This is a genomic window from Paenisporosarcina indica, assembly GCF_001939075.1.
Taxonomy (GTDB): domain Bacteria; phylum Bacillota; class Bacilli; order Bacillales_A; family Planococcaceae; genus Paenisporosarcina; species Paenisporosarcina indica.
In genome coordinates, this window is record NZ_MPTA01000004.1 from 208,396 (window position 1) to 232,568 (window position 24,173).

Consider the following 24,173-nt stretch of genomic DNA (forward strand, 5'->3'; position numbering starts at 1 on the left):
TCATACGCACATTTCACGGTCTTTCATTTATTCTTTTCTGCCTAGGTTGGCTCTATATTATATCCTTTAAGGAAATTATCAATTGCCGACTCCTCTTAGAATCCAGTATATTATCAGTTCCCATAGGCTAAATCTATGATGGTGACCATTATTTGAGTCTTGTTTTTTTGAACCTTTCACTTCCACTGTTGTAGATCCCACAACTAAATAATTGCCTAGCATTCCACTGAATTCGAGCGTCTGTTTGCCATCATTCCAGTCAAAATCCTCACGATTGAATTTGAATTGCCCTTTTTCTGCTTGTTTCTCATATCCATTTTTACCTGAAATGGCTGCTACACCATTTATGGAAACACTTTCCAAGATGAAATTCTTCGTATCAAACCCCTTAGGCAACGATACTTCAACAGAAAATACTCCGTCATTGTCTTTGATAACACCTGGATTTACTTTAATGCTCGTGACAGGGATATAAACTTCAATAGTTTTTTTCAGCGTGGTTGTCCAACCCGCATTGTCTGTTACCGTTATTTGTACATTATATTTACCAGGTTGATTGAAGGAAATACTATCTCCATTTGTATAACTCTTTCCATTTACCGTTAAGCTTTCTGCTTTTAGTCCCGATACAGCATCTTTTGCCATATAGGTCAACGGCAATTTTGTTCCTAATGAATATAGATCTTTCAACTCCCATGTAACGGTTGGAGCTGTTTGATCAATTTTCACTTCAATTGTTTTCACTTCTTCTTTGTTGCCGGCCTGATCCACGCTGTAGAAAGAAACTTTATTGATTCCTTCTTCGTTTACTGTAAAGCTAATGCCTTCCGCAAATTCAGATCCGTTTACTGAGTAATAAGTTGTTTTTACACCGCTTTGGTCGTCTTTTGCTGCCAATTCTACAGCCACTTTATTTTGTGACCAATGTTCAGCATAATTTGATGCAGTTTCTGGTGCCGTGTGATCAATTTTCACTTCAACTGTTTTTGCTTCTTCTATATTTCCAGCATTATCTACGCTAAAGAAAGAAACTTTATTGATGCCCTCTTCACTCAACGTAATGCTTGTACCTTCCGCGTATTCAGATCCGTTCACTGAATAGTAGGTTGCTGATACACCGCTTTGGTCATCTTTTGCTGTCAATTCCACAGTTAATTCCTGATGCCACTCATCTGTTGCATTCGATGTTGTTTCCGGTGCAGATTGGTCAATCTTCACTTCGGCCGTTTTGGCTTCTTCTACGTTCCCAGCCTTATCGACGCTATAGAAGGAGACTTCGTTAATTCCTTCTTCATTTACCGTAAAGTTTGTGCCTTCTATATATTCAGATTCGTTCACTGAATAGTAAGTTGCTGATATACCGCTTTGATCATCTTTTGCTGTCAATTCGACCGTGAATTCCTGATGCCATTCATCTGTTGCATTCGATGTTGTTTCCGGTGCAGATTGGTCAATCTTCACTTCTGCTGTTTTGGCTTCTTCTTCGTTCCCAGCCTTATCGACGCTATAGAAGGAAATTTCGTTAATTCCTTCTTCATTTACCGTAAAGTTTGTGCCTTCTATATATTCAGATCCGTTCACTGAATAGTAAGTTGCTGATACACCGCTTTGGACATCTTTTGCTGTCAATTCGACCGTGAATTCCTGATTCCATTCATCTGTTGCATTCGATGTTGTTTCCGGTGCAGATTGGTCAATCTTCACTTCTGCTGATTTCGGTTCCTCTTTATTTCCGGCATTGTCTACGCTAAAGAAGGAGATTATATTGACTCCTTCTTCATTTATGGTGAAGCTATTGCCTTCCACATATTCTGAACCGTTAATTGAGTAGAAGGTTTTGTCTACACCAATCTTCTTGTCAATTGCAGTTAGTTCAACCGTAAATTCTTGATACCATTGATTAGTCATATTGGATGTAGTTTCTGGAGCTGATTGGTCGATCCTCACTTCTGCGGTTTTCGGTTCTTCTTTATTTCCGGCATTGTCTACACTGTAGAAGGAGATTACGTTGAGACCTTCTTCATTTACAATAAAGCTATTGCCTTCCACATATTCAGAACCATTTACAGAATAGTAGGTTGCAAATACACCACTGAGGTCGTTTGCAGTTAATTCGACGGTGAATTCTTGATGCCAGTCACCTGTTGTATTCGATGTTGTTTCCGGTGCAGATAGATCAATTTTCACTTCTGCAGTTTTCGCTTCTTCTATATTTCCGGCGTTGTCTATGCTGTAGAAGGAGATTTTGTTGATTCCTTCATTATTTAATGTGAAGCTGGTGCCTTCTTTATAATCAGAACCATTTACAGAATAGAAAGTTGAAGCCACTCCGCTCTTATTATCCTCTGCAGTCAATTCAACGGTAAAGTCTTGTTTTTGCCATACGTTCCCAACGTTTGTTGTTGTAGTAGGGGGCGTACGGTCATTTTGGATTTCCACTGCAATAACATTAGAATACCTTGAATCTCCAAAACGATTGTGTGTCACGGTAACCACAAATTCATGTTTTCCATCTTCAATGCCGTTAACAGTAAAAGTTTTCTTATCTGTAGAATCAAGTAAAACAAACTCCCCGTCAATCACTTCAAATATATGATAAAGAGATGCATTTGGTATTTCATTCCACTTAAGAGTGGCTACATTATCATTGATAGATTGAAGTTCAAGCACTGGGCTTGCTACTACAGGATGTCCTAAAGTCACTTGAGCATAAGATACCTCGGATTCACCGAAACGGTCGCTTACTGCTGTCACTTCGTATTCATACCAGTCTTCAGGCATGTTTGTGAAGGTGCGGCTCAAATTTGGTGTATTAGAGACTAACTCTTTTTTACCTTCTTTAATCTGATAAATATTATAAGAAGTCGCAAATTCTACTTGTGTCCACTTCAATAGTAAGTCATTACCGTTTTGGACCGTAATTCTCAAGTTTTCTGGAGACGCCATTACAGGATGTACTAATGAATATTTCACTTGGCTTCCTTTTTGGGATTCTCCAAAACGGTCACTGACCGAAGTTACTTCATACTGGTAATCGCCAGCAGGAAGGTTTGCGAACGTGCGACTGGTGTTTTCCGTATTATATAGGAATTTTTTTACCCCATCTTTAATCTGATAGATATTGTAGCCCGTTGCAAATTCCACTTCTGTCCACTTCACGAACAAATCGTTGCCGTTTCGAACTGAAGTGCTCAACCCTAATGGTGCGCTCATATCAGGATGCACTAGAGTTGTTGAGGACTGGACTCCTGTTTTAGATTCACCAAAACGGCTACTCACAGAATACACTTCATATTGGTAATCGCCTGTTGGCCTGTTAGTCAATGTGCGAGTCAGATTTTCTGTTGTATTAACCAGCTTTTTAACTCCATTTTTAATTTCATAAATATTGTAGGCAGTCGCAAATGCCACTTCTGGCCATTTCAGGTTGATGTCGTTCCCGTTCCGGATAGACAGAGTCAAGTCTGCAGGTGCTGCCATTACCGGATGCACTAAATTTGTTTCAATCTGGCTTGCTGTCTGGGATTCACCAAAACGATCACTGACTGCAGTCACTTCATATACATATTTGCCCTCCGGCATATTTGAGAAAGTGCGGTTTAAGTTAGCCGTGTTAAAAACTAATTTTTTTTCACTGTCTTTAATTTGATAAATATTGTAGCTGCTTGCAAATTCCGAAACTGTCCATTTTAAAGCCAGATCATTTCCGTTACGTACTGTCAGGCTTAAGTCTTGCGGCGCCAACATTTGTGGATGTTCCAATGTATAAGCAACTTGATTTGATGGAGCCGACTCACCACTTGCAGTCTTGAAAGCCGTCACTTCGAAAACATATTCACCTTCCGGCTTATTTGCAAAATTGAAGGATGGATATTCCGGAGATCCGATTAGCTTTTTCTCTCCATTTACAACTTGGTAAACATTGTATTTCTGAGCAGAACTAACTCCAGTCCACTTCAATAGAAAATTATTTCCACTGTTTACAGTCACTTTCAAATCTGTAGGAGCTTCAATTGAAGTAGCAAACACGCTAATTGCAGGAAGCACAAGCTGAAGTACTAACAAAATACTCAAAAGCAATGATATGTGACTATATTTTTTCATAAAAACCCATCCACCTTTATACCTATAATGTGAGCAAATAAAAAAGCATAAAACCATCCATATTCATTTCAAACGATTAAACAGCGAAATAAGAGACTCTACTAAAGTAAGAGTCTCTTATTCTTTGCTTCATCTACTATTCAATATTGATTAACGAAGTAATTGAAGTACAGCTTGTGGTGCTTGGTTAGCTTGAGAAAGCATAGCTTGTGATGCTTGCGTCAAGATGTTGTTTTTAGTCAAGTTCATCATTTCTTTAGCCATATCAACGTCACGGATGCGTGATTCTGCTGCTTGTGTGTTTTCAGCGCTAGCGTTTAGGTTGTTAATTGTGTAATCTAAACGGTTTTGAACAGCACCTAGATATCCACGTGAATCTGAAACGCCTTGGATAGCAGTGTCAAGAGCTAACAATGATGTTGCTGCATTAGTAGCATCAGTCACATCAAGTGTAGTAACTGTTGAGATAGTTGTAGCTAAATCCGCTTTAGCAAAATCAATGTCGAATTTTTCTCCAGAGTTTGCACCTGATTGGATTGTTACTTTTCCGTCTCCAGCTGAACCTGCAGAAGCATCAAGCAATTTTTGTCCGTTGAACTTAGTGTTAGTTGAAATCTCTGTTAATGTTTTTCCTAATTCATCTAACTCTCCACTGATAGCAGTTCTTTCATCAGTGTTGTTTGTATCATTGGCTGCTTGTACAGTCAATTCTCTCATACGTTGAAGAATAGCGTGAGATTCGTTCAAAGCCCCATCAGCTGTTTGAATCATAGATACAGCGTCTTGTGAGTTTTTAGAAGCTTGCTCTAATCCACGAATTTGTCCGCGCATTTTTTCAGAAATCGAAAGACCAGCTGCATCGTCTGCACCTTTGTTGATGCGCATACCTGAAGATAGTTTTTCCATTGAGTTTGCTGCGTTGCCGCTCACTTGGCCCATTTGGCGGTGAGTGTTAAGAGCTGCGATGTTATTGTTGATAATCATTTTGTATTACCTCCGTGTAATGTTTTTTTGTTTTTTGCAAGGGCCCAAATCCGTTTGAACTTCCTTACATTATTTATATCGGAGACATATGAAAAATGTTTAGCGATTTTTTGAAAATATTACTATTAAATTATCAAAAAAATAAAAGCCCACAGTATTTCTGTAGGCCTTCTCCGTAATTCACTTATTTATATTCAAAAAATCACTCAAGTTAATGACATTCGAAGTCGCTAGTCGATTCTCTTCCTGAATCTCTAGATAGATTTCCTTCCGATGGATGGTGATATGCTTTGGTGCTTTAAAACCGAGTTTTATAGTATCTCCTTCAATACCCGTAACGATTATTTCAATATCGTTATCGATTATGATGGATTCCCCTTTTTTTCTTCCAAGCACTAACATATGCTACACCTGCCTTGCTACAGCTTTTTCACTGTTTTGGAATAATGGCTGCTTAATCTGATAGTTTTTGTTATCCAATACAATCTGCATGCCCAACTGCTTGTTGTTATTGATAACAAGAGGAGCTTTTAAGTTAGTGGTCGCTTCATTAATTTGACCTTTAACTGTCACAGTAGTTAATACTATTGCGTCAGTAGGCTCTTCCAATTGGAGCCTATCGACCATTTGCTCCTCTAATTTGATGTCGTATTCCTTGAAAAATGTAAATGGATCGACTAAAAAGAAGCTCACTTCTACTGTTTCGATCGACTGTAGGAAAAAGAATGGTGTTTCCTCTTTTGCATCCGCCGGTACCAATACGTACTTTTTATATTCCTCAAAACCTGGAATCCCTTTATTAAACGTGATTACACGATTGTCTGCTATTTCTAATTCACCAAAACGTTCAGTTTGAACTCTCATAAAATGGCTCCTTTCGTTTCTTCTAGTCCTACTATTAATCTAACTACTTCTTATTTTCACATAAATGGTGTTTAGTAGACAGTATAGATTTCTAATTATAATTAAAGTCGTTTCAACATCTTTTAGTCGCTCTATTATTATTTCGGCTCAAAAGTGCCATGCACGTGTTCAGATAATTTTTTTCGAAGGTACTCCCACTTGAGGACATGTGTCCTTTCATGTAATCCACCCATCGTATTAAATGAAAGAAAAACTACTGGGGAGAGCATTTATGAAAGGCATTATTTTTGCAATTTTAGGTGGAGCTTTTATTACATTACAAAGTGTTGCCAATGCACGCATCAGCCTTGATATCGGCACATGGCAAACAGCAACCATTACACAACTGACTGGTTTTATCGCAGCTTTTCTCATTCTTCTTGTCATTAAGGATCGCAACTTCAAAAATCTTAGACAGGTCCAGCCTCTTTACTTGATTGGCGGAACGTTCGGAGCGATTGTCGTTTTCAGCAGCATTATGGCGATTCAGCAAATTGGCGTCACGCTGACAGTAGCAGTGTTATTGATTGCCCAGCTATTTTTGACGTTCATCATAGATCGTAAGGGTTGGTTTGGAATGGACAAACAAAATATGAGCTTGTCTCAAATTTTGGGCATCACCATGATGGTAGTAGGGGTTGTTATACTAAGTTTGTAATTCCGTACACACTGAAAGGAGAGAAGTGCCATGAAAGAATTCAATAATCGCCAACAATTACAACAGTATATAAAATTACATAACATCGAATCCATTTTCAACGAACAGCTTCTCCCCTTTCTTGCTCTATATCACTTTGATCAAGGTGAACGTGTCTGTTCACAGGGGGAAGAATCAAACCATCTCTATATCCTCGTAAAAGGAAAAGTGAAAATATCTACCACTTCTGTTGAGGGCAAAACACTTATCCTTTCCTTTAAAAAACCACTTGAAATAATCGGGGATATTGAATATGTACAAAGAACGGAAATTCTCAACACGGTTGAAGCTGTTTCTGCTGTCATCATGATTGGGGTACATCATCAATGGCTGAACAAATATGCAAAAGAGGATGCCAACTTTCTACAGTTTTTGTTAGGAATCATCTCCCAAAAGTTCTATATTAAATCGAATACGATGAGCTTTAACTTAATGTACTCCGTGGAGGTTCGGTTAGCCAGCTATCTTTTATCCATTTCATTCGATGACAATGATCCTTTATTCCAACAAAAAATCAGCACATCCAGTCTACCTGATGCGGCTAATTTAATCGGGACAAGCTACCGTCACCTAAATCGAGTCCTTCAGAAATTTTGTGCCGATGGCTTGGTGGAGCGCAGTAAAGGCTCCCTCGTAATCAAAGATAGGAACGCTCTATACATGTTAGGAAATGGCAACATTTACGAATAAATAGTTTAAAGGAGATGACTGGAATGCTTATAGGAATCTTATTCGCGCTACTTGCCGGTTCGCTAGTTGGTCTGCAAAACATTTTCAATAGTAAGGTCAGTGTACATACTGGTTCATGGACTACTACAACATTGGTATTGGGTCTGGGATTTGTGGCATCCTTCCTGATTGGGCTCTTGGTGGAAGGAAAGAACCTTTTTGCACTCCACAACATGGAGCCTTGGTATTGGGTCAGTGGATTGATTGGAGTTGGCGTGGTGACTTGTATCGTACAAGGAATCAATTATCTTGGGGCTACGTTCGCAATATCCATCTCACTTGCATCCCAGTTGGCATTTGCATTATTGTGGGATTCATTCGGCTGGCTTGGCTTGGAAAAAGTCCCCTTCACGTCCCAACAACTGATAGGCGTAATGGTAGTCGTGGCGGGTGTGCTAGTATTTAAGCTTGGCGGCAAGAAACACATATCGGCTTAGGAACAATTTTTTTCAGGAATCACCCCCATCACAAAAACCCTTTTAAACAAATAATGAAAGGGTTTTTTGACTGCTTCTATCAATTTGATCATTTCATTCCTTCTTAAACAGTGCCTGTTCATCAAATCAATAAACATTTTTCAACACACAGCCACGGTGTAGTAATGCGTAGTAGCTGATCAATTGTAACGGGATGATCGAAACTAGTGATTTTAACAATAGGTGAACATTTATTATGACAAGCGTATCACCTTCTAATTCACCCGATTTCACTATTTTTATTCAGCAACATTGGATATCTGCAAAAGCTCCGTTTTCGATTTGCTTAATAACACAATGCTGTATTGGTCGTTTTGAATCATTTCTCTAACCTCTTCTGACGAAAGAAATTTGCGCAGTGCAGTTTCTATTTCTGAAATAATTTGCTCTTCAGTATTTTCAGGGAGGACTGTTTTTATCGAGACGTTCGCGACTCCGCCCTTCACTTTATAGCTGATGCCTGTGATATTATAAGTTGACTTCCCAGCCATTGATTCATGTATATCACTGGCAATATATGACCATCGGTTGTCTTGCTGCCTATGCTTTTCATTGTAATAACGAAGCTCGACATGTTTAATATCCAGGTCCTCTGTTTTGATGCCATCTTTTACGAAAGAAAGGATGTCTTCTGCCTCTTCTATATGGTCTGGCATATCCAATTCAAGTGTTTTTGAAAGGAATTCCTCAGAAATTCCAAATGTCACCGCTTGCGCCAGTTCCGTATATCCAAAATGACTAAAAGCATCTCTGATAATTGTCCCAACGCTCTCCATTCGTTCATTTGATTCAATATATTTTTCTGGTGTCTCTACGCTTCCTTCAAATTGTGTGATTTTCAACTTATATGAATCAATTCCTTTTTCATAGAGTAGATTTTCAATTTTAGGTTCAAGTACTTCTTTCATTGTTGAAAGATTGTCTTCAGCTTCCATCAGTGAAATTTCAATCGTATAAGGATTTGGTATTGTTCCGACAAAAGATGCCTCATAGCCTTCCCTTTCAATAACAGCCATAATCGATTCATGAATGGTAGCATCATTCACTTTGATTTCTAGTGGTATTATTTTCGCGACTAATGATGCCATCGTTGTGGAATAGAATGGAGAACTTCCTAAAAACAACAGCAATACAACCGCAGCAGAAATCCAGATTTTCCTGTTTGATGATGTTTTAGTCACTGGCCTTTGAATTTCCCCTAAGACACGCTTACGTAATTGGTCTTGGTACTCCGCTTTCATTCGAATTTTTTGATCCAGGTTCTTCAAGGATTCTTGCAAATCATCATCCAACCGTCGATTCATATTCAAACCCTCCTTCGAGTAGCTGTTTCTTTAATTCCTGTAATCCTCTTTGTAATGTGCTTTTCACTTTGCTCTCCGACCACCCTAATATTTCTGAGGTCTCCTTTGTTGAAAAATCTTTTAGTTTACGTAATATCAACACTTGACGGTAATTTCTTTTTAGCATTTTTATAGCCTTATACAATGCCACTTCTTGTTCATTCATTTCCATCATTTGATGAGGCAAAGGGGCTGAATCCTTCTCGTTCATCGGTAAATCCAAATGATATCGCCAAGGGTTCATTTTACGTAGATGGTCCTTTGCCGTATTTTGCGCAATACTGAATAACCAAGTCTTAATACTGGATTGACCTGAAAATGTATGATGCTTCCGAAAGGCCTTCACGAAGGTTTCCTGTGTTATATCCTCAGCCTGTTGGTAATCTTTCAACATCATAAATATGTATGTAAATACGGCTTCACCATAATCGTCATACCACTCCGTAATCAATTCTCTAGAACTCACCCATATTCAACTCCTTTCTCTATTACTTAGACGTACAGTTTGAAAATCGGTCGCAAAAAAGCATTTGAGGCAACTTTGTTAGAAAAACGAAAAGCACCGTCTTAGTCTGTCTCTGTTGTTGGAAAGATGAAAGGCTAACTGACTCACTTTTCTGACCCCCTAAAGGGGCATGCGTTCGTTAATGAAAATAATTCACAAAGTATTTGAGAGTTTAATGTAACAAGCTTCGATATAGTTATTGAAAAGGCTTTTTCGAATACATAAAGGAGACTAAATAATGCGATGTAATTCTAATAATTTTGTTACACGTTTGCAAAAACAAAAAGAAGATGCACTTGAATATGTAATCGAGCACTATTCAGCTTTAGTAAATGCAATTGCTTATAAAGTTCTCTCTGGAATTAGTAAGGATGCTATAGATGACTGTGTGAATGATGTTTATTTAGCAGTTTGGCAAAATGCCGGGCAATTTAAAGGCCAACCCCAGGACTTTAAAAAGTGGATCGGTATGATGACGAAATATAAGGCGATTGATCTATTTCGAAAACTTGAAAAACAACAAGCACGAGAACACAGTGACGATTTGTTTGAGCAAAAATCAAAAAACGACGAAGTGACGGAGCAACTTGTTAAAAAAGAGGATAGTAAAGATTTATTACTTGCCGTAAGCAAGTTAGAAGAGATTGATCGCGATATTTTCATGATGAAATATTACTTGCAGTTATCCAATATTGAAATTGCGGAAGCCCTTAATTTATCAAAAGCTGCGGTTGAAAACCGACTATACCGCGGGAAGAAAAAGTTAGCTACGATGATTCAATTAAAGGAGCGATTAATATGACCGAAAGCTATAAACAGTGGCTAGATTTAGATATAGAGAACATTGAACCAATGAGCTTAACCGATTCTAGGAAGGCTGAAATTAAACACACTGTACTAGTAAATAGTCGAAAAAAGAAAGGTTTTGTACAATTAAGATATCTTACTGTAGCAGCAATAGTTTTCGTTAGTGCTGTTACAACAATGAGCTACACTTTTCCAACGTTTGCTTCACAAATTCCGTTCATGCAAAATGTCATCAGTTATTTTAATAAAGAAGATTCGATATACGAGAAATATGGTGACTTTGCAACTGAAATTGGCTACACACAAATAAGCAACGGTACTTCCATAATGATTGAAAATGCAGTTTTTGACGGAACGTCACTAACCGTTTCATATGCGATTGAAACGGATGCCGATTTGAGCCCAAGCACTTATACGTCAAATCGTTTTGATATTAAAGGAGCAAGTGGATTAAGTGGTTCGGGAGCTATTCGTAAAATCAGTGACACGAGGTATGTTGGACTTGAAAGGTTAACTCCCCATTTCGACACCGCTGCGCCTGCTGAAATAGAAGTGAGTTGGCAGCCAAAAACATTTATCGATCAAACCACAAATACCGAAATCAATGGTGACTGGAATTTTAACTTTACACTCTCAAAACTTGATAATGAAATACAGCCCGTTCAACAATCTGTGACAGATCATGGTGTCACGGTTGTAGTCACTTCATTGAAAAAAAATGAGATGTCAACCGTTATCGAGTACGAATCGGTTGTAGATGAAGAGATTTTGAAACAATGGCCATTCGTTTCCGTACAATTTGAAACTATCCAAGATAATCTTGGAAACACTTATATAGTGGATTCAAATGGTAGTAAAAGTAATGATAATGGAGTGTCTTTCGAGTCGAGTGCCACTATTAAAGCGATAGACCCAAATGCGAAATCACTCAAACTTGTCCCTATGATTTACTTTTCACTAGGTTCTGGCAGAGGTCTAGAAACAAAATTTACGGAGCCGATTATCATCGATTTGAAATAGCAAAAGGAAAGGTCTTTGTCTATATCTCTAGACAAGGACCTTTCCTTTGCGACGAGTAACCGCAGGAGTAGTATCGTGCTTTCCAAAGACCTTGGGATTCTTTATGAAATCAGTGAACACCATGTTCTCGGTAGCCCAAGATTTCTAAACTCTCTTATATTTAGGTTGTGTCAAATCCTACTCTTGCTATTCCGTAAAACAGCTCCATATCTATAAACAAGTAAACATCAACAATAAAGTATTACATAACTATAAGTTTCAACCAACTTTTTCAATTCTCTAAATCTCAAAGTATTTCCTGTTTATCATTTCTATTTTTTCTTGACGAATAATGATATTGAACATCAAACAAATAAAATTGCTGATAAATAAACGACGAATGTAACCGTGATACTGCTCAGCACCGTCGTCATTAAAACGGTTTGCGCAGCATTATCTGGATACACATCATACTCTAGAGCAAGGGTTGCACTGTTCCTTGAAGTCGGAAATGAACTTCCTATAAACAGCGATTGAGCGACCACCCCGTCTATCCCCATAAGGTAAATGAGGATCAGTGCGATACTTGGACCGATGATTAATCTTCCTAAACTACTGACAATAATCATCTTGTTAAATAGGGTTTTAAATTGAATTTTCGCGAGTTGCGCGCCCAATAATATCAATGCAATTGCGATAAACGCATTGGCAAGTTGATCAATTGGCGTCCATATGAATTCAGGAATACCGATTTTGAAAGCATTAAATATCCCTCCGAGTATCATCGCATGAATAATCGGAAGTACCAAAAGTGCTCTCAATACGTCAAGGCCAGATTTTGTAGCTGAAATTAGGTTGTATAACCCATATGTATAGGTGATGATGTTTTGAAATACTAATACGATAATCTGGATTGAAATGCCGAGAGGATTTGCCTGGAAGATTAATTGGCTAACAGGAATTCCATAGTTTCCTGAATTCATTAAAACTACACTATTTTTGAATATCCCGGATTCTCCTTTATCCAGTTTAAGAAATTTAGCAATCAAGAAGCTTACCAGCATCAAACAAAGACTAAAGATGATTAGGTAACCAATAATTTCAAAAAGGATATGAATATCAACTTCTGTTTCATAAATATTGATAAAAACAGCTGCCGGCATGAAACAATATGTAATCAAATTCGAGAGAGCCTTTAAATCAAAATTAAACTTCCGTTGCAAGACCGCGCCGATTAGTAAAAGGATTAATATTGGCAATATAACATTTAGAAAGACTGTACCTAAAAAGGACATTTCAATGACTCCGTTCGTGTGTGAACTGTATTCATTAATATACATTCTCCATTTACAATGCATTTCCTTTGTTATTTCTATATATTTAGTAACCAGAATTTTATGATAAAGCATTTCTGAAAATACTAGAATTATTGAAACGAGGACAAGAAGGCCTTCATCCAGAACCTATTTATTGCTTGAACTTATCATAATATGGCTGTTTCCTTGTAAAGGAGGAGGTAACGTTATGTTCAAAATTCGAGTGGTAAAAAAGCTTTTATATTGATTTGTTTATAGAGAATGAGCAAAAAAACCGGCGCATTCGCACCGGTTCTCAATTTATCTTCTATATCTTCCCCTACTATTAAATAGAAATAACGCCAAATATAATTGCAGCAATAATCATAAATAATGAAGAAGCAACTACCCATTTCAAGGCATAGCGCTGGTTCTGACCGTAGTCAATTCCAAGCATACCGACTAGCAGATAACCTGCCGCATAAAGCGGACTTAGCACGTGGACAGGTTGACCGAGAACGGATGCTCGGGCAATTTCAGCCATAGGAATATTGTAGCTTGCAGCGGTTTCGCCAATGATTGGGATAATTCCATAATAATACGGATCGTTTGCCATGAAATACGTAAATGGCATGCTCGTGATTGCAGTGATTAAAGGTAGCTGACTTCCTAATTGTTCCGGAATGACTTGCACAAGTGCGGTAGCCATTGCATCAACCATCTCAGTTCCATTCATAATCCCTGTGAATATCCCTGAGGCAAAGACTAGTGCGACAACTGCAAGAACATTCCCAGCATGGGCTGTAATGCGTTCTTTTTGCTCCGCCAGATTTGGGTAATTTATCATGGTGGCGATGGCGAATCCGAGCATAAAGAGAACGGGCAGCGGCAGCAGTCCGACAATTAAGGCAATAAGTAGACCGATTGTCAGTCCTGCGTTTACCCAAATCAATTTTGGACGTTGTAGCGCTACGGGTTCTTCCCTATTAGCAACAGTAGCGGCGACTTGAATCTCGGCTAAGTGCATTTCATTGGCGGTTGAGGCATCAATTTGATGGATGCCAATCCGTTTACGTTCTTTTAATCCAAAGTACCAAGCAACGAGAAACGCAAAGCTTATTCCGGCTGCCATCACAGGAATGAGCGGAAGGAATACTTCCTCGGTCGTGAGCTGTAGCGAGCTGATGACTCGGGCTGTCGGTCCGCCCCAAGGTGTCATGTTCATGACGCCGATGGAGAGAAGCGCGAGCGTAGCGAGCATGTATAAATTCATTTTTAGCTTTTTGTACAAAGGCAGCATTGCTGTGACGGTGATGATGAATGTTGTTGTTCCATCCCCATCTAGGGCAACAAGCGATGCGAGCGCAACTGTTCCGAGCGCAATTTTTAACGGATCTCCTTTTACAATCCGCAAAATCGCATTGACAATTGGTTCAAATAAGCCTGCATCGATCATGATGCCAAAATAAAGGATAGCAAACACAAGCATGACGCCTGTAGGAGCAACTTGGGCAATCCCTTCGAGCATCATATCTCCAATGCCTGTATAGAATCCCCCAATTAAGGCAAATACAATTGGAACGATAATTAATGCCAGTAGTGCAGACATTCGTTTTGTCATAATTAATATCATAAAAATAGCAACCATACTATACCCAAACAATGCGAGCATTTAAAATCCCCCTTATTACTATGTAAGCGCTTCATTTTGGTTAACTTTAACAGGGCTGCTCTTTGAAGAATAGTTTAGTTGTTTTAATTTAATAACAGGCAATTGATTTCATTTTTTTCATATTTTTTATACAACAAATAATCAAACCTATTTAGGAGTGCTTGCTAGGTTGTTTGTAACGACGTTCTGGACGACCAACACTGCCATAGACAATATCCACTTCCAATAAGTCACTAGAAACCAAATACTCTAAATAGCGTCTCGTAGTGGAGTGACTTGCACCAATTTGCATTCCAACCTCTTCAGCATTTAGGCTTGTGGAAGCGGCTTTCATTGCGAGGATAACTTTACGCAGCGTATGTTTGTCGATGCCTTTTGGCAAGGAATCGGTTCCATGCTTGGCATCGGTTGTTGTAACACTTTTGTGAAAGATGCGTTGTATGTCTTCTTGTTTGATATGAGCATTCGACTGCCAAGCTTCCCTTGTTTGGCGGTAGTTTTCAAGAGTTGAAAAAAAGCTTTCAACCATAATCGGTTTCAGTAGATAGCTAAAGGCTCCTCCCCGCATTGAATCTCCTATCGTTTTTGAATCATTTGAAGCTGTTATCATAATCACGTCAATATGGCGGTAAGCCTGTTTGATTTGAAAAAGTATATCAATTCCATTTGCGTCCGGGAGATAAACATCGAGCAGGATGAGCTCTGGTGTAATCACGTTCAACAATTGAATGGTTTCTGAAGCTGTTTGTGCTTTCCCTATAACAGTGAAATCTTCTTTATTTTTAATAAGTTGTTCATATACAGACGCGGCGACAGGGTCATCCTCAACGATAAGAACCCCAATTGAAGGGTTAGTCATGATTTTTTCTCTCCTTCGTGTTTGTGTAATCGATACTAGTTTTTGGAATAGCGATTGTCATACATGTTCCTCCCTGTAAACGATCTGACCGGTACCATTCTCCACCAAGCTGATGCAATGCATGCTGCATAATTGCCAAACCAAGGCCATGCTGGGCATGATTTTTAGTTGTCGCTCCTTCTGTAAAGAAATAAGCTTCTTCTTCAGCGGTCATGCCTTTACCATTGTCCTCAATATCCATAATCAGCTCGTTCCCAAAGTCTGTAAAAGATAAGTGGACAGCGGCTTTTGTTCCATTCAAGGCAGAAGAGGCTTCCAGGGCATTATCAATCAAATTGCCAATTACTGTAACGATATGCTCGCTTTGTATGGTATCAGGGAAGTCTAACCACTGGCTGTTTGCATCAAATGTGAGCGATGCTTTCATTTCTTTGGCACGGTTCACTTTCCCAAGAAGAACGGCCACAATCAAAGGGTCTTTGACTGTAGTCATTAAAAAGGTGACGGTTTGTTGCAACTCTTGCACTTCCATCTTCATAAATGCCTTTGCATCATCGTAACGCTCCAATAACAGGAGGCCATTTAATGTGTTTAATTTATTTAAATATTCATGGGTCTGCGCTCGAATATGGTTTGCATGCTGCTGAATTTCAATAAGTTCATTCGCCAAGTCTTCAACTTCAGAGAAGGGGCGAATTGTCAGCACAAATCCAGAAATTGCCGTTTCTTTAGCCTGGATAGGCGAGATGTCAACAATATATATCAAGTTGTTCATGAGTACTCGGTCTTGAATTAAGGAGTTAGGATTCTGCAAAGCGGTTTGTATAAGTGCTTGCAAATGAGGCTCCGTTAGCGTACCTATGGCATGTTCGCCTAGAATGTCACGCGCTTTTTTATTGGCAGATAAAATATCAAGCGCAGGGCTAATGGCCAGTGTCGCATCCACTATCGATTCGAGAATGGCTTGTTTTTCAGAAAAGGCATGGGAAATCTCCTCTGGCTCCAAATTAAAAATAAGCGTCTTGACGCGGCGGGCAATAAAGAAGGCGCCCGGAATGCCAATAAGCAGGGCGAGACCACCGAAACCAGCCACGCGCAATTGATATAAGAATATCACATCCTCTACTTCGCTCGTTAAGAAGCCAACGGAAGAAATTCCGATAATAGCGCCCTTCTCGTCATAAATCGGTGTTTTCGCTTTAACTGCTTCACCTAAAATACCGTTATCAATAAAAACAATGGATTCTCCAGTCAGCGGAATTTCGTTGCTTGTCTCAGTAACTCGGCCAATTTGATCTGGATGGGGATGGGAATAACGAATCCCTTCTTTATTTGCTATAACAATATAATCTGCGCCAGTCCGAACTCTAAGTTTCTCAGCTAATGGCTGAATCGACTGTGCTGGATCTTCTGTAGAAAACGCATCAATGATTGAAGCGTTTTCGGCAACCAATTCGGCAACTGTCAAGGCTTGCTGTCCAGTGGTTTTCTCAATCAGTTGGTCAATAATCGATGCAAAAAAAACCGTGATAAGCAGAATGCAAGATACGATTACAGCCAGCATAAGAAGGACCATTTGTCCGAAAAGTCCGGGGCGTTTTAACTGAGAAGACAAAAACATTGTGTTCACCTCATACAATTTTGATTGCTTCTAGCGGAAGCAGGGGGACGGTTCTCTTGCTTTTATCAACCCGACCACCAATACCGAAATTGATGGTGACTGACATTTTCACTTTAATCTGTGACAGATATGGATCATTGTTTTAGTCACTTCATTAGAAAAACGAGATGCTAACAGTTATCGAGTACGGACCAGTTGTAGATAAAGAAAATTTGAATCAATGGCCATTCGTTCTCCGTATGTAGGAAATCTTCTTGAAATCTCCGTTAATGAGTGACTGGCATAAACCACTTGAACGATGTAGTCTACCTTTAAAGTAACAGTTTGCCCGCAATGCTTCTGAACTTTTTAATTACTATTTCTTCAAGCCACTAATTGTCCCATCCATAGACATCGGTGCATTCAAATCGACAAAGAACAATACAATTGTAGTGTCTTCATTCGCGACTAGAGATGGAAGCGGATTGACTAAATCTGTTACGGCTTCTTGTTTACCAATTATGAGATCTTGCACCGTAATTTCACCGTTCAACACGTAGAGAAATGGTTTAAATCCTACATACGTTGGAACTTCCAACTCTTCGCCAGCTTTAGGATGTGCATCTAACATGTAGACATTTTGCCTAACGTAAAGTGGTGCTTCGCTTCCTTCAGGTCCAACCATGACATACCAATTTCGATTGTCTGCCGGTTTATCATGAAACTGAATTTCTGGTGAAAGATCCGTTTCATTCGGTCGGACGAAGATTTGAAGCATTTCAACCTCATCTTCTTTCACTTTTTCCTCATGCCAAAAGCTAGCTCCTGCATTCATCATCATTAATTTACCTCTTGCAATCGGTGCTTCAAAACCTGCGGAATCTTTATGGTGCGTGACACCTGTCCATATATAACTTAAAATTTCATCGTTGATATGTTCATGCATTTTAATCGTTAAGCCCTTTTTCATGACCGCATGATCAATGATAGCTAACGGTCCCCATGCAGTATCTGCTGTTTCATCTCCCAAAATATTACCTGGTTGGACTCGTGTAATTGTAAAAGGACCTCTGAACGGCTGTGCATGATTTCCAGCTTCAAGTTTTTGTAACAAGATAAAGACCCCTTCCTCTTGGCATATAACAAAATCGACTCTCGATAGGGAGTCGATTTTGTTGTTATCCCGCATTAAATTGACGTACTTACCCCACTTTAAGCCTTCAAGAAAACCAAGAAGAATAAGTGGGGGATCAACAGCACTAAAGTGCGGAGGTATAAAGAACTATTCCTCCCTAAAACCCGATTACTTTACCCGTGTAGGAGAGATTATACTGCATCCCTGCCTATTAGATATTCAGGTGTTACGCAGGACTCGGTGAACCTAGACTGTGTACATTATTTCACTTGAATATACTTTTCGCCAAGGATGCTATTAACCTCGTATGCATCTTGCGGTAACTGTTTCTGTAGAAATGCGACTACCTCATTTTTTTCAATTGAATAATATTCTTCAATTTCGCGTGAGAATAACAATTTTTCCTGTTGAAGTAATTGATCTAAATCGGAAAGCTGTTTCGACTTTAACGTTACATCCGGTAGTAATTGTTGAAGTGCATTCGTGTAGTCCTCCAAAGCTCGTGCACCAACGATTCGAACACCTTTTTGTTCTTCATTCACCATGACGATTGTTGGGAATCCACGAACACCTAACTCACGGACAAGTTGGAAGTCTTCCTGTAATAAAGTATTTGCTTCTGGAAGCTTCGATTGATTCACGATTTCTTCTCCGTTAAGTCCAACTTCATTGACAATATGGATTAAAATTTCATCTTGTGCAATATTTTTATTAAAAGCAAATAGTTCTTCTCGTGCACGACGTAAAAATGTGTTTGCTAGATCGCGATTTTTTTCTTGAATTACCTTATATACGCGAGAAGGGATGAAAGACGATTCGATTGGATTATCGTACCAAACGGTTCCATCAATTGGCATGCGTGAGTGTTCACCAACTTCTCTCCAATGGCCGGCAACATCTGCGGGACTGGAAATGCCGTTGCTTACGTCTGCAAAGTCGTCCCATTTTTCAAGTAATCCTCCCATAAGCGTATTCATATTAAAATATTGCCCGTATTGATTGACAAACTTTCGTAGGACCGGTTCTAATGCCCAGCAATGCGAGCAGATTGGATCGGTTACATAGTATAGTTCAATCGCTTTTTTAGGTGTTGACAAATCGATGAATTCCATTGTATTCATGTCGTCCCCACCCGGTCCGCATATGCCAGTTTCTAAATCGCAAATCATGTTATTTTTCGTTTCCATTTAAATTCCCCTTTACTTTTTAATTGTTTTTGCTGCCATCAAGATTGATATGTTTTTGTGCCCATTCCTGGACTGGTTGTAGGGCATTTGCCAATAGTTGCCCTTTTTCAGTCAGATGATACGTGATTGTAACAGGCGTTCCTTCTGTTACTTTTTTTACGACTAAGTCATACTCCGCAAGCTCGGTCAATTTCAACGAAAGCGACCGGGGGGTAATCTCATTTAAATCTCGCTTGATATGAGAAAAATGAGCAGTAAACTCAGGGCAATTCGACAAATAATGAATAATGAGCCCATTCCAACGTCTTCCTAAGATTTCAAAGCACGATTCTAAATAAGGACATACTTTAATAAGTACCACCTCCAACTATTATTTCAAGTATATATAAGTATAAAAATTATATCAAGTATAATAATTATATTAAAATTACCTATTACCAATCACACATCCTGAGAATAGTAAAAAAGGCTACCCATCGACCATAGAATTTTGACCGCCGGTAGCCTCCAATTATTCCTGGACTTTCACTTTGGAAGGAATCCCATCTGCTCATCCGAACAGCGAAGTTTCAATACAAGAATCTCCACAAATAAAAAGTCGCATAGGATTCAAAGCCTTTCCAAGGAGCAGATATTTTCAAAATTTCTTCTTTCGTGGGCTTCACTTCCGCACCCGTTACATGCTTAATCGCATTATGCAGCCCGACATCAGCAATTGGGAATGCGTTCGGGAATCGTAAACAACGCATTAATACATAGTTTGCAGTCCATGGACCAATACCGCGGATTTTGACAAGCATTTTTTCTGCTTCATTAAAGTCACCAGTCCCCATTACAAGTGATTTCGAAAGGCTCCCTTCGACAATAAGTCCGGCAACTCCAATAAGATATTCACATTTTTTCACGGTCATTTTGATCGGGGATAAGTCTTCGATTGTAAGATTGGCAATGTCTTTTGCTTCTGGGAAAATCCAATACTGACGGCCCTCCCATTCAATTGATCTTCCGAATGTTTCTACCAAGCGCCTTTTTAATGTATAAGCGTATGTCAAATTGATCTGCTGTCCGAGAATTCCCCACACTAAGGCTTCAAATAAATCTGGAATCCCAATATTTCGTAATCCATAAAATTCGTCAATTGCTTTTTGGAGCAACAAGTCATTTTCAGCCATTTCATAAAAAGGCTTTAAATCATTATCCAAATCAAACCAGTCCCTCACATACTGTTGCACATCGTCACGTACCTTTTTGCTTACGGGACGGTTGTCTCCTAAAAAGCGAATCACAAGGTTTCCATCAGTGCTTTCACTTATTTCGACCAATGAAACTTCATTTTCAACTGGAATTGCCTTCACGATCTTATCAGCACGGATTTCAAACATGCACTCATTTGAAGACCGTAGCATATACCTAATATTCTCTTTAAAGCTGAATTCTTTTGGAACTTTTATAACTAAATCGTCACTATGATAAACAACCATTACACGAACACTCCTTCATGTTACCTATATACATAGTTGTACCATATTACTGTAATCAACTATTTCGTTATCTTGCTCTTACATCCAATAAACCCTTATCAATGAAAAAATGCGAGTATACTACAAGTAGAAGAGAGGTGATTCCATGAATGACAATCAAGATGTCATGCGATTAACTGATGAACAATGGCAAGCGATTACGCATAATGACCAGTCATATGATGATAGTTTTATTTACGCGGTAATATCAACGGGTATCTGTTGCCGACCGTCTTGTAAATCGAGAGATCCTAAAAAAGAGAACGTCCGTATTTTCAACGATGTGGATGAGGCAATATCCGAAGGTTTTCGTCCTTGTAAACGGTGCAAGCCAGGTTGCATACGTTTGCCAGACGAAGAATGGACAGTCCAAATCCAAGAATATATAAACTCTAATTATCATGAACCATTGTCTTTGGAAATATTAGCAGACATGTGTCATGGAAGCCCTTATCATTTACAACGAACATTTAAGAGAATTATTGGGTTGACTCCAGCCGAATACATCCAACGAGTAAGAATTACAAATGCGATGAAAGAACTCTCCACAAATAATAAATCTGTCGCAGAAATCGGTGTTTCTGTAGGTCTTCCAAATACGCCCTATTTCATTACGTTATTCAAAAATCATACGGGACAAACACCTAAACAGTATCAGAAAACAATTATGGAGGTGCACAATATTGGAGAAAAACAATGAAAGTATCGTGTATTGGATGCTGTTAAATAACGGAACATGGACGATTTATATTGCAGCAACAACGGAAGGACTTTGTTATGTCGGTTCACAAAATGCACCATTTGAAGAACTCGCCGCATGGGTAAATAAACGTCTCCCTACTTATGTACTTTCTGAGGATGGGCATGTATTGAATCCTTATGCAGTTGAATTAATTGATTACTTGGAAGGACGACGTAAAGAATTCACATTGCCAATGGATCTTCATGGTACAACGTTTCAGCAATCTGTCTGGAAGGTGTTGCGGGATATTCCGTATGGTCAGACGGTTTCGTACACGGATATTGCCGAGCGGATTCAAAAAACGAACGCGGTGCGTGCAGTCGGGACTGCTATTGGAGCCAATCCTGTATTAATTACGATTCCTTGTCATCGTGTCATCGCAAAAAGCGGAAAATTGACTGGTTACAGGGGTGGTTTAGAGATGAAGGAACAACTTCTAGGTCTAGAAAAGTGAGTAGAAGCATAGGGACGGTTCTCTTGCTTCTTATTAATGATAGTTAACATCTGTTTTAAAATTCATCAGGTATATTTGTAGGATTGTTGAATTAGATATGGGTGTTTCTTCCTAACCTTATTTAAAGCCTGGGAAAGGAGGAAAAAACAAGAGAATCGTTGTTGCTTTATAATAAAGTTTGATCAAATTGATACTAATAATCTTGATAAATGAACAAAAAAAAAAGCTTGTTTTGAAAAAAATTGATCAAAACAAGCATTTAATATGATTATTTTCTACTTGTTATGTTCCGTAATCTTGCCCTTTTCTGGAATATACATATCATCGTAAATATATAGCTGCGTCAAATATAATCGCACCTGGCTACTACTTTAGCAAAGTCTTTTTCAAGGTACTCCGCTTCTGCATTAAATGCTTGAATCATATAAACAAAATTCGTTTGATTACCAAATACAGCTGGACCGCTTGGCAGACTGGCTCACCTCGATTCCGTCGGCCACCCTCAGCTCGTCTCCGTCGATGCCGTCGACGAAGTTCCCCACCATGCTGAGGTCCTCCCCTGCATCGATCCTGATGCCGTTGGCAGCCTGTCGAATGACGTTGCACTCGATCCTGATACCTGAGGGTAATCCAGTGCCCCGTCCGTCAGTACCGCGGTCCTCACTGAGCCTGATTGCCCAGAACCCGTCCGTCCCTCCAGTGATGTGGTTACCATGCAACTCCGTGCCCGGCGCATTGCGGACCTCAATGCCGACCACCGAATCCTCCCCGGTGGTGATCCTGTTGTCCTCGATGAGGGTGTCAGGAGTTCCCAGGATGACGAGGACTCCCTGACGGTTACCTGTCAATGAGTTGGAGTGCACCCAGTTTCCAGGTCCTGAGGCGTCGTGCTTGTTCTTGGACCCGCCGGAATTGCCCAGCGCGATGCCTGCCCGTTGCCCGCCGATGACCGAGTTGTCCCGTACCTCGTTCAGGTATTCACCCTCTCCGTGCAGGTCGATGGCGTCGAGGTGGCTGCCGACGATCGTGTTCTCCGCCACAAGATTGTTGTGCGTGGGAAACTGCAGCAGAATGGCATGCCGCAGATGTCTGCCATCGAAGGTATTGCCGATGACGACGTTGTGCCGGGAATCGTTGGCGGCATCCGGGTCGTGCTGGTCCGCTAAGCCCTCGATAGCGATACCGTAGCCCTGTCCGCCGGGACCGACGGCAGTTGCCTCACTAACGTAGTTTCCAGAGAGGGTCACTTCACGGCTGGCCTTGACGGAGATGCCGTGGCGCTCGAACCTGCGGATGCCCAGGTTCTCCACCAGGACCTGGGAGCTGGCCTGCCCTTCGTGGGCTCCGAGGTAGATCCCGTACATTGGACCGCCACCTGCGTCGCCGTCGTCGGGGTCGTCGCCGAGTGGTCCCTCATGACGGGAGCTGATGGTGAAGTCAGCGACGATGACGTCGTGGACGCCTGAGCCACGGATTACCCGGCTGTCATCCTCGCCGTCCAGGGAGGTCAGCAACATGGTGCTCTCCTGGCCTTCGCCGCGCAAGTCCACGCCGCTGCGCAGCACGATGTTCGCCGACTCGTCGGCCGGGTCAGTGGAGCGCATGTCATACGTGCCGGCTGGCAGCACGACCTCGTCACCCGGTACAGCCGCGTCCAGGGCCGCCCGGATGGCTGCTGCGTCGTCGTGTGAGTCTGGATTCGGATCTGCCCCAAAGTGCGTAACGTCCAGGGTCCTGCCCTTGACCGGACCCGGCGTTGGCACCTCGATTGGCGCGCCGGACCGGTCCACCAAGCCGGGGGCCTGCCAGTCTCCACGCTCGGACGGTGCGGGTCCCACGGCGTCATCGCTCTCGACCGGCCTGTCGAATTCCTCGACGGTGCATGCGGTTAAGAGGACCACCAGACCAAGGGCCACCCACCACGAATGCCCCGGACATAGCCTTCTGTTCTGAACGGATTCCTTCATCAGACTACTCACGTCCTTCCTTGACTCTTTTCGTCCCTCTCGTCGCCCATGAAGGCGTCGAGAAAAGCGATGAGCCCGTCGTCTCGGCGTGATTTGCCGAGCCCGCGGGCTCACTACCTTCGGGATGCCCCGACAATCCGTACCGAATCGCCGATGTCATCCCATGGCCAGGGTCCTTCCGATTAGAGTTCCCCT

22 protein-coding genes are annotated in these 24,173 nt (G+C 40.6%); 7 read left to right on the top strand and 15 right to left on the bottom strand.

Features of this window, described 5'->3' with window-relative positions; all coding sequences use genetic code 11:
- Positions 1–78: 78 nt before the first annotated feature.
- From GY23_RS11965 to fliW, 4 genes are all read right to left on the bottom strand, one after another.
- Positions 79–4,104 (bottom strand): OmpL47-type beta-barrel domain-containing protein, encoded by a 4,026-nt coding sequence (locus GY23_RS11965; protein ID WP_075619451.1) that lies wholly within the window; start codon positions 4,102–4,104, stop codon positions 79–81.
- Between the two features lie 150 nt (positions 4,105–4,254).
- A complete protein-coding gene (locus tag GY23_RS11970; protein WP_075619452.1) occupies positions 4,255–5,088 on the bottom strand; it encodes a flagellin N-terminal helical domain-containing protein in 834 nt (277 codons plus the stop codon).
- A 180-nt stretch (positions 5,089–5,268) separates the two neighbouring features.
- Positions 5,269–5,490, bottom strand: coding sequence for a carbon storage regulator CsrA (gene csrA, locus GY23_RS11975; RefSeq protein ID WP_075619453.1), 222 nt, complete (start codon positions 5,488–5,490; stop codon positions 5,269–5,271).
- 3 nt (positions 5,491–5,493) lie between these two features.
- Entirely contained in the window at positions 5,494–5,952 is a 459-nt protein-coding gene (gene fliW / locus GY23_RS11980) for a flagellar assembly protein FliW (RefSeq protein ID WP_075619454.1), read from the bottom strand.
- Positions 5,953–6,223: 271 nt separating this feature from the next.
- On the opposite strand from fliW, the gene GY23_RS11985 reads away from it, so the two are divergent.
- The 3 genes from GY23_RS11985 to GY23_RS11995 are packed head-to-tail and all read left to right on the top strand — an operon-like array spanning position 6,224 to position 7,854.
- Complete coding sequence (locus tag GY23_RS11985) at positions 6,224–6,649, top strand: DMT family transporter (protein WP_075619455.1); 426 nt, start codon at positions 6,224–6,226, stop codon at positions 6,647–6,649.
- 30 nt (positions 6,650–6,679) lie between these two features.
- Complete coding sequence (locus tag GY23_RS11990) at positions 6,680–7,378, top strand: Crp/Fnr family transcriptional regulator (protein WP_075619456.1); 699 nt, start codon at positions 6,680–6,682, stop codon at positions 7,376–7,378.
- Between the two features lie 23 nt (positions 7,379–7,401).
- Positions 7,402–7,854, top strand: coding sequence for a DMT family transporter (locus GY23_RS11995; protein WP_075619457.1), 453 nt, complete (start codon positions 7,402–7,404; stop codon positions 7,852–7,854).
- 278 nt (positions 7,855–8,132) lie between these two features.
- Here GY23_RS11995 and GY23_RS12000 read toward each other — a convergent pair whose 3' ends face one another.
- Positions 8,133–9,197, bottom strand: a complete 1,065-nt coding sequence (locus GY23_RS12000; RefSeq protein WP_075619458.1) for a hypothetical protein — start codon at positions 9,195–9,197, stop codon at positions 8,133–8,135.
- Positions 9,178–9,702 carry an RNA polymerase sigma factor gene (locus tag GY23_RS12005; RefSeq protein ID WP_075619459.1) on the bottom strand — a complete coding sequence of 175 codons (525 nt, stop codon included), beginning with the start codon at positions 9,700–9,702 and terminating at the stop codon, positions 9,178–9,180. The genes GY23_RS12000 and GY23_RS12005 overlap by 20 nt, the downstream gene beginning before the upstream one ends.
- Before the next feature lie 277 nt (positions 9,703–9,979).
- On the opposite strand from GY23_RS12005, the gene GY23_RS12010 reads away from it, so the two are divergent.
- Together GY23_RS12010 and GY23_RS12015 are read left to right on the top strand one after the other, a co-directional pair.
- Complete coding sequence (locus GY23_RS12010; protein WP_075619460.1) at positions 9,980–10,543, top strand: sigma-70 family RNA polymerase sigma factor; 564 nt, start codon at positions 9,980–9,982, stop codon at positions 10,541–10,543.
- The gene (locus GY23_RS12015) at positions 10,540–11,568 is read left to right on the top strand and encodes a DUF4179 domain-containing protein (RefSeq protein ID WP_075619461.1); all 1,029 of its coding nucleotides are present in this window, start codon (positions 10,540–10,542) and stop codon (positions 11,566–11,568) included. Before GY23_RS12010 ends, GY23_RS12015 begins: the two co-directional genes overlap by 4 nt.
- Before the next feature lie 344 nt (positions 11,569–11,912).
- Here GY23_RS12015 and GY23_RS12020 read toward each other — a convergent pair whose 3' ends face one another.
- From GY23_RS12020 to GY23_RS12055, 8 genes are all read right to left on the bottom strand, one after another.
- Positions 11,913–12,842: an AEC family transporter gene (locus GY23_RS12020; RefSeq protein WP_075619462.1), complete on the bottom strand. Its 930-nt coding sequence runs from the start codon at positions 12,840–12,842 to the stop codon at positions 11,913–11,915.
- A 346-nt stretch (positions 12,843–13,188) separates the two neighbouring features.
- Complete coding sequence (locus GY23_RS12025) at positions 13,189–14,514, bottom strand: CitMHS family transporter (RefSeq protein WP_075619463.1); 1,326 nt, start codon at positions 14,512–14,514, stop codon at positions 13,189–13,191.
- Between the two features lie 151 nt (positions 14,515–14,665).
- Complete coding sequence (locus GY23_RS12030) at positions 14,666–15,373, bottom strand: response regulator (RefSeq protein WP_075619464.1); 708 nt, start codon at positions 15,371–15,373, stop codon at positions 14,666–14,668.
- Positions 15,366–16,994, bottom strand: a complete 1,629-nt coding sequence (locus GY23_RS12035) for an ATP-binding protein (protein ID WP_075619465.1) — start codon at positions 16,992–16,994, stop codon at positions 15,366–15,368. The genes GY23_RS12030 and GY23_RS12035 overlap by 8 nt, the downstream gene beginning before the upstream one ends.
- Before the next feature lie 355 nt (positions 16,995–17,349).
- A complete protein-coding gene (locus tag GY23_RS12040) occupies positions 17,350–18,087 on the bottom strand; it encodes a pirin family protein (protein WP_075619466.1) in 738 nt (245 codons plus the stop codon).
- A 281-nt stretch (positions 18,088–18,368) separates the two neighbouring features.
- A complete protein-coding gene (locus GY23_RS12045) occupies positions 18,369–19,295 on the bottom strand; it encodes a DsbA family protein (RefSeq protein WP_075619467.1) in 927 nt (308 codons plus the stop codon).
- Positions 19,296–19,314: 19 nt separating this feature from the next.
- Positions 19,315–19,647, bottom strand: coding sequence for a winged helix-turn-helix transcriptional regulator (locus tag GY23_RS12050; RefSeq protein WP_075619509.1), 333 nt, complete (start codon positions 19,645–19,647; stop codon positions 19,315–19,317).
- Positions 19,648–19,864: 217 nt separating this feature from the next.
- The gene (locus tag GY23_RS12055; protein ID WP_075619468.1) at positions 19,865–20,776 is read right to left on the bottom strand and encodes a DNA-3-methyladenine glycosylase family protein; all 912 of its coding nucleotides are present in this window, start codon (positions 20,774–20,776) and stop codon (positions 19,865–19,867) included.
- Positions 20,777–20,921: 145 nt separating this feature from the next.
- Here GY23_RS12055 and GY23_RS12060 point away from each other — a divergent pair, with 145 nt between their 5' ends.
- Positions 20,922–21,515 carry a bifunctional transcriptional activator/DNA repair enzyme AdaA gene (locus tag GY23_RS12060; protein WP_075619469.1) on the top strand — a complete coding sequence of 198 codons (594 nt, stop codon included), beginning with the start codon at positions 20,922–20,924 and terminating at the stop codon, positions 21,513–21,515.
- Positions 21,496–22,011 (top strand): methylated-DNA--[protein]-cysteine S-methyltransferase, encoded by a 516-nt coding sequence (locus GY23_RS12065; protein ID WP_075619470.1) that lies wholly within the window; start codon positions 21,496–21,498, stop codon positions 22,009–22,011. The genes GY23_RS12060 and GY23_RS12065 overlap by 20 nt, the downstream gene beginning before the upstream one ends.
- Before the next feature lie 443 nt (positions 22,012–22,454).
- On the opposite strand, the gene GY23_RS12070 is transcribed toward GY23_RS12065, so the two are convergent.
- Positions 22,455–23,978 carry a right-handed parallel beta-helix repeat-containing protein gene (locus GY23_RS12070; protein ID WP_075619471.1) on the bottom strand — a complete coding sequence of 508 codons (1,524 nt, stop codon included), beginning with the start codon at positions 23,976–23,978 and terminating at the stop codon, positions 22,455–22,457.
- Positions 23,979–24,173 lie beyond the last annotated feature (195 nt).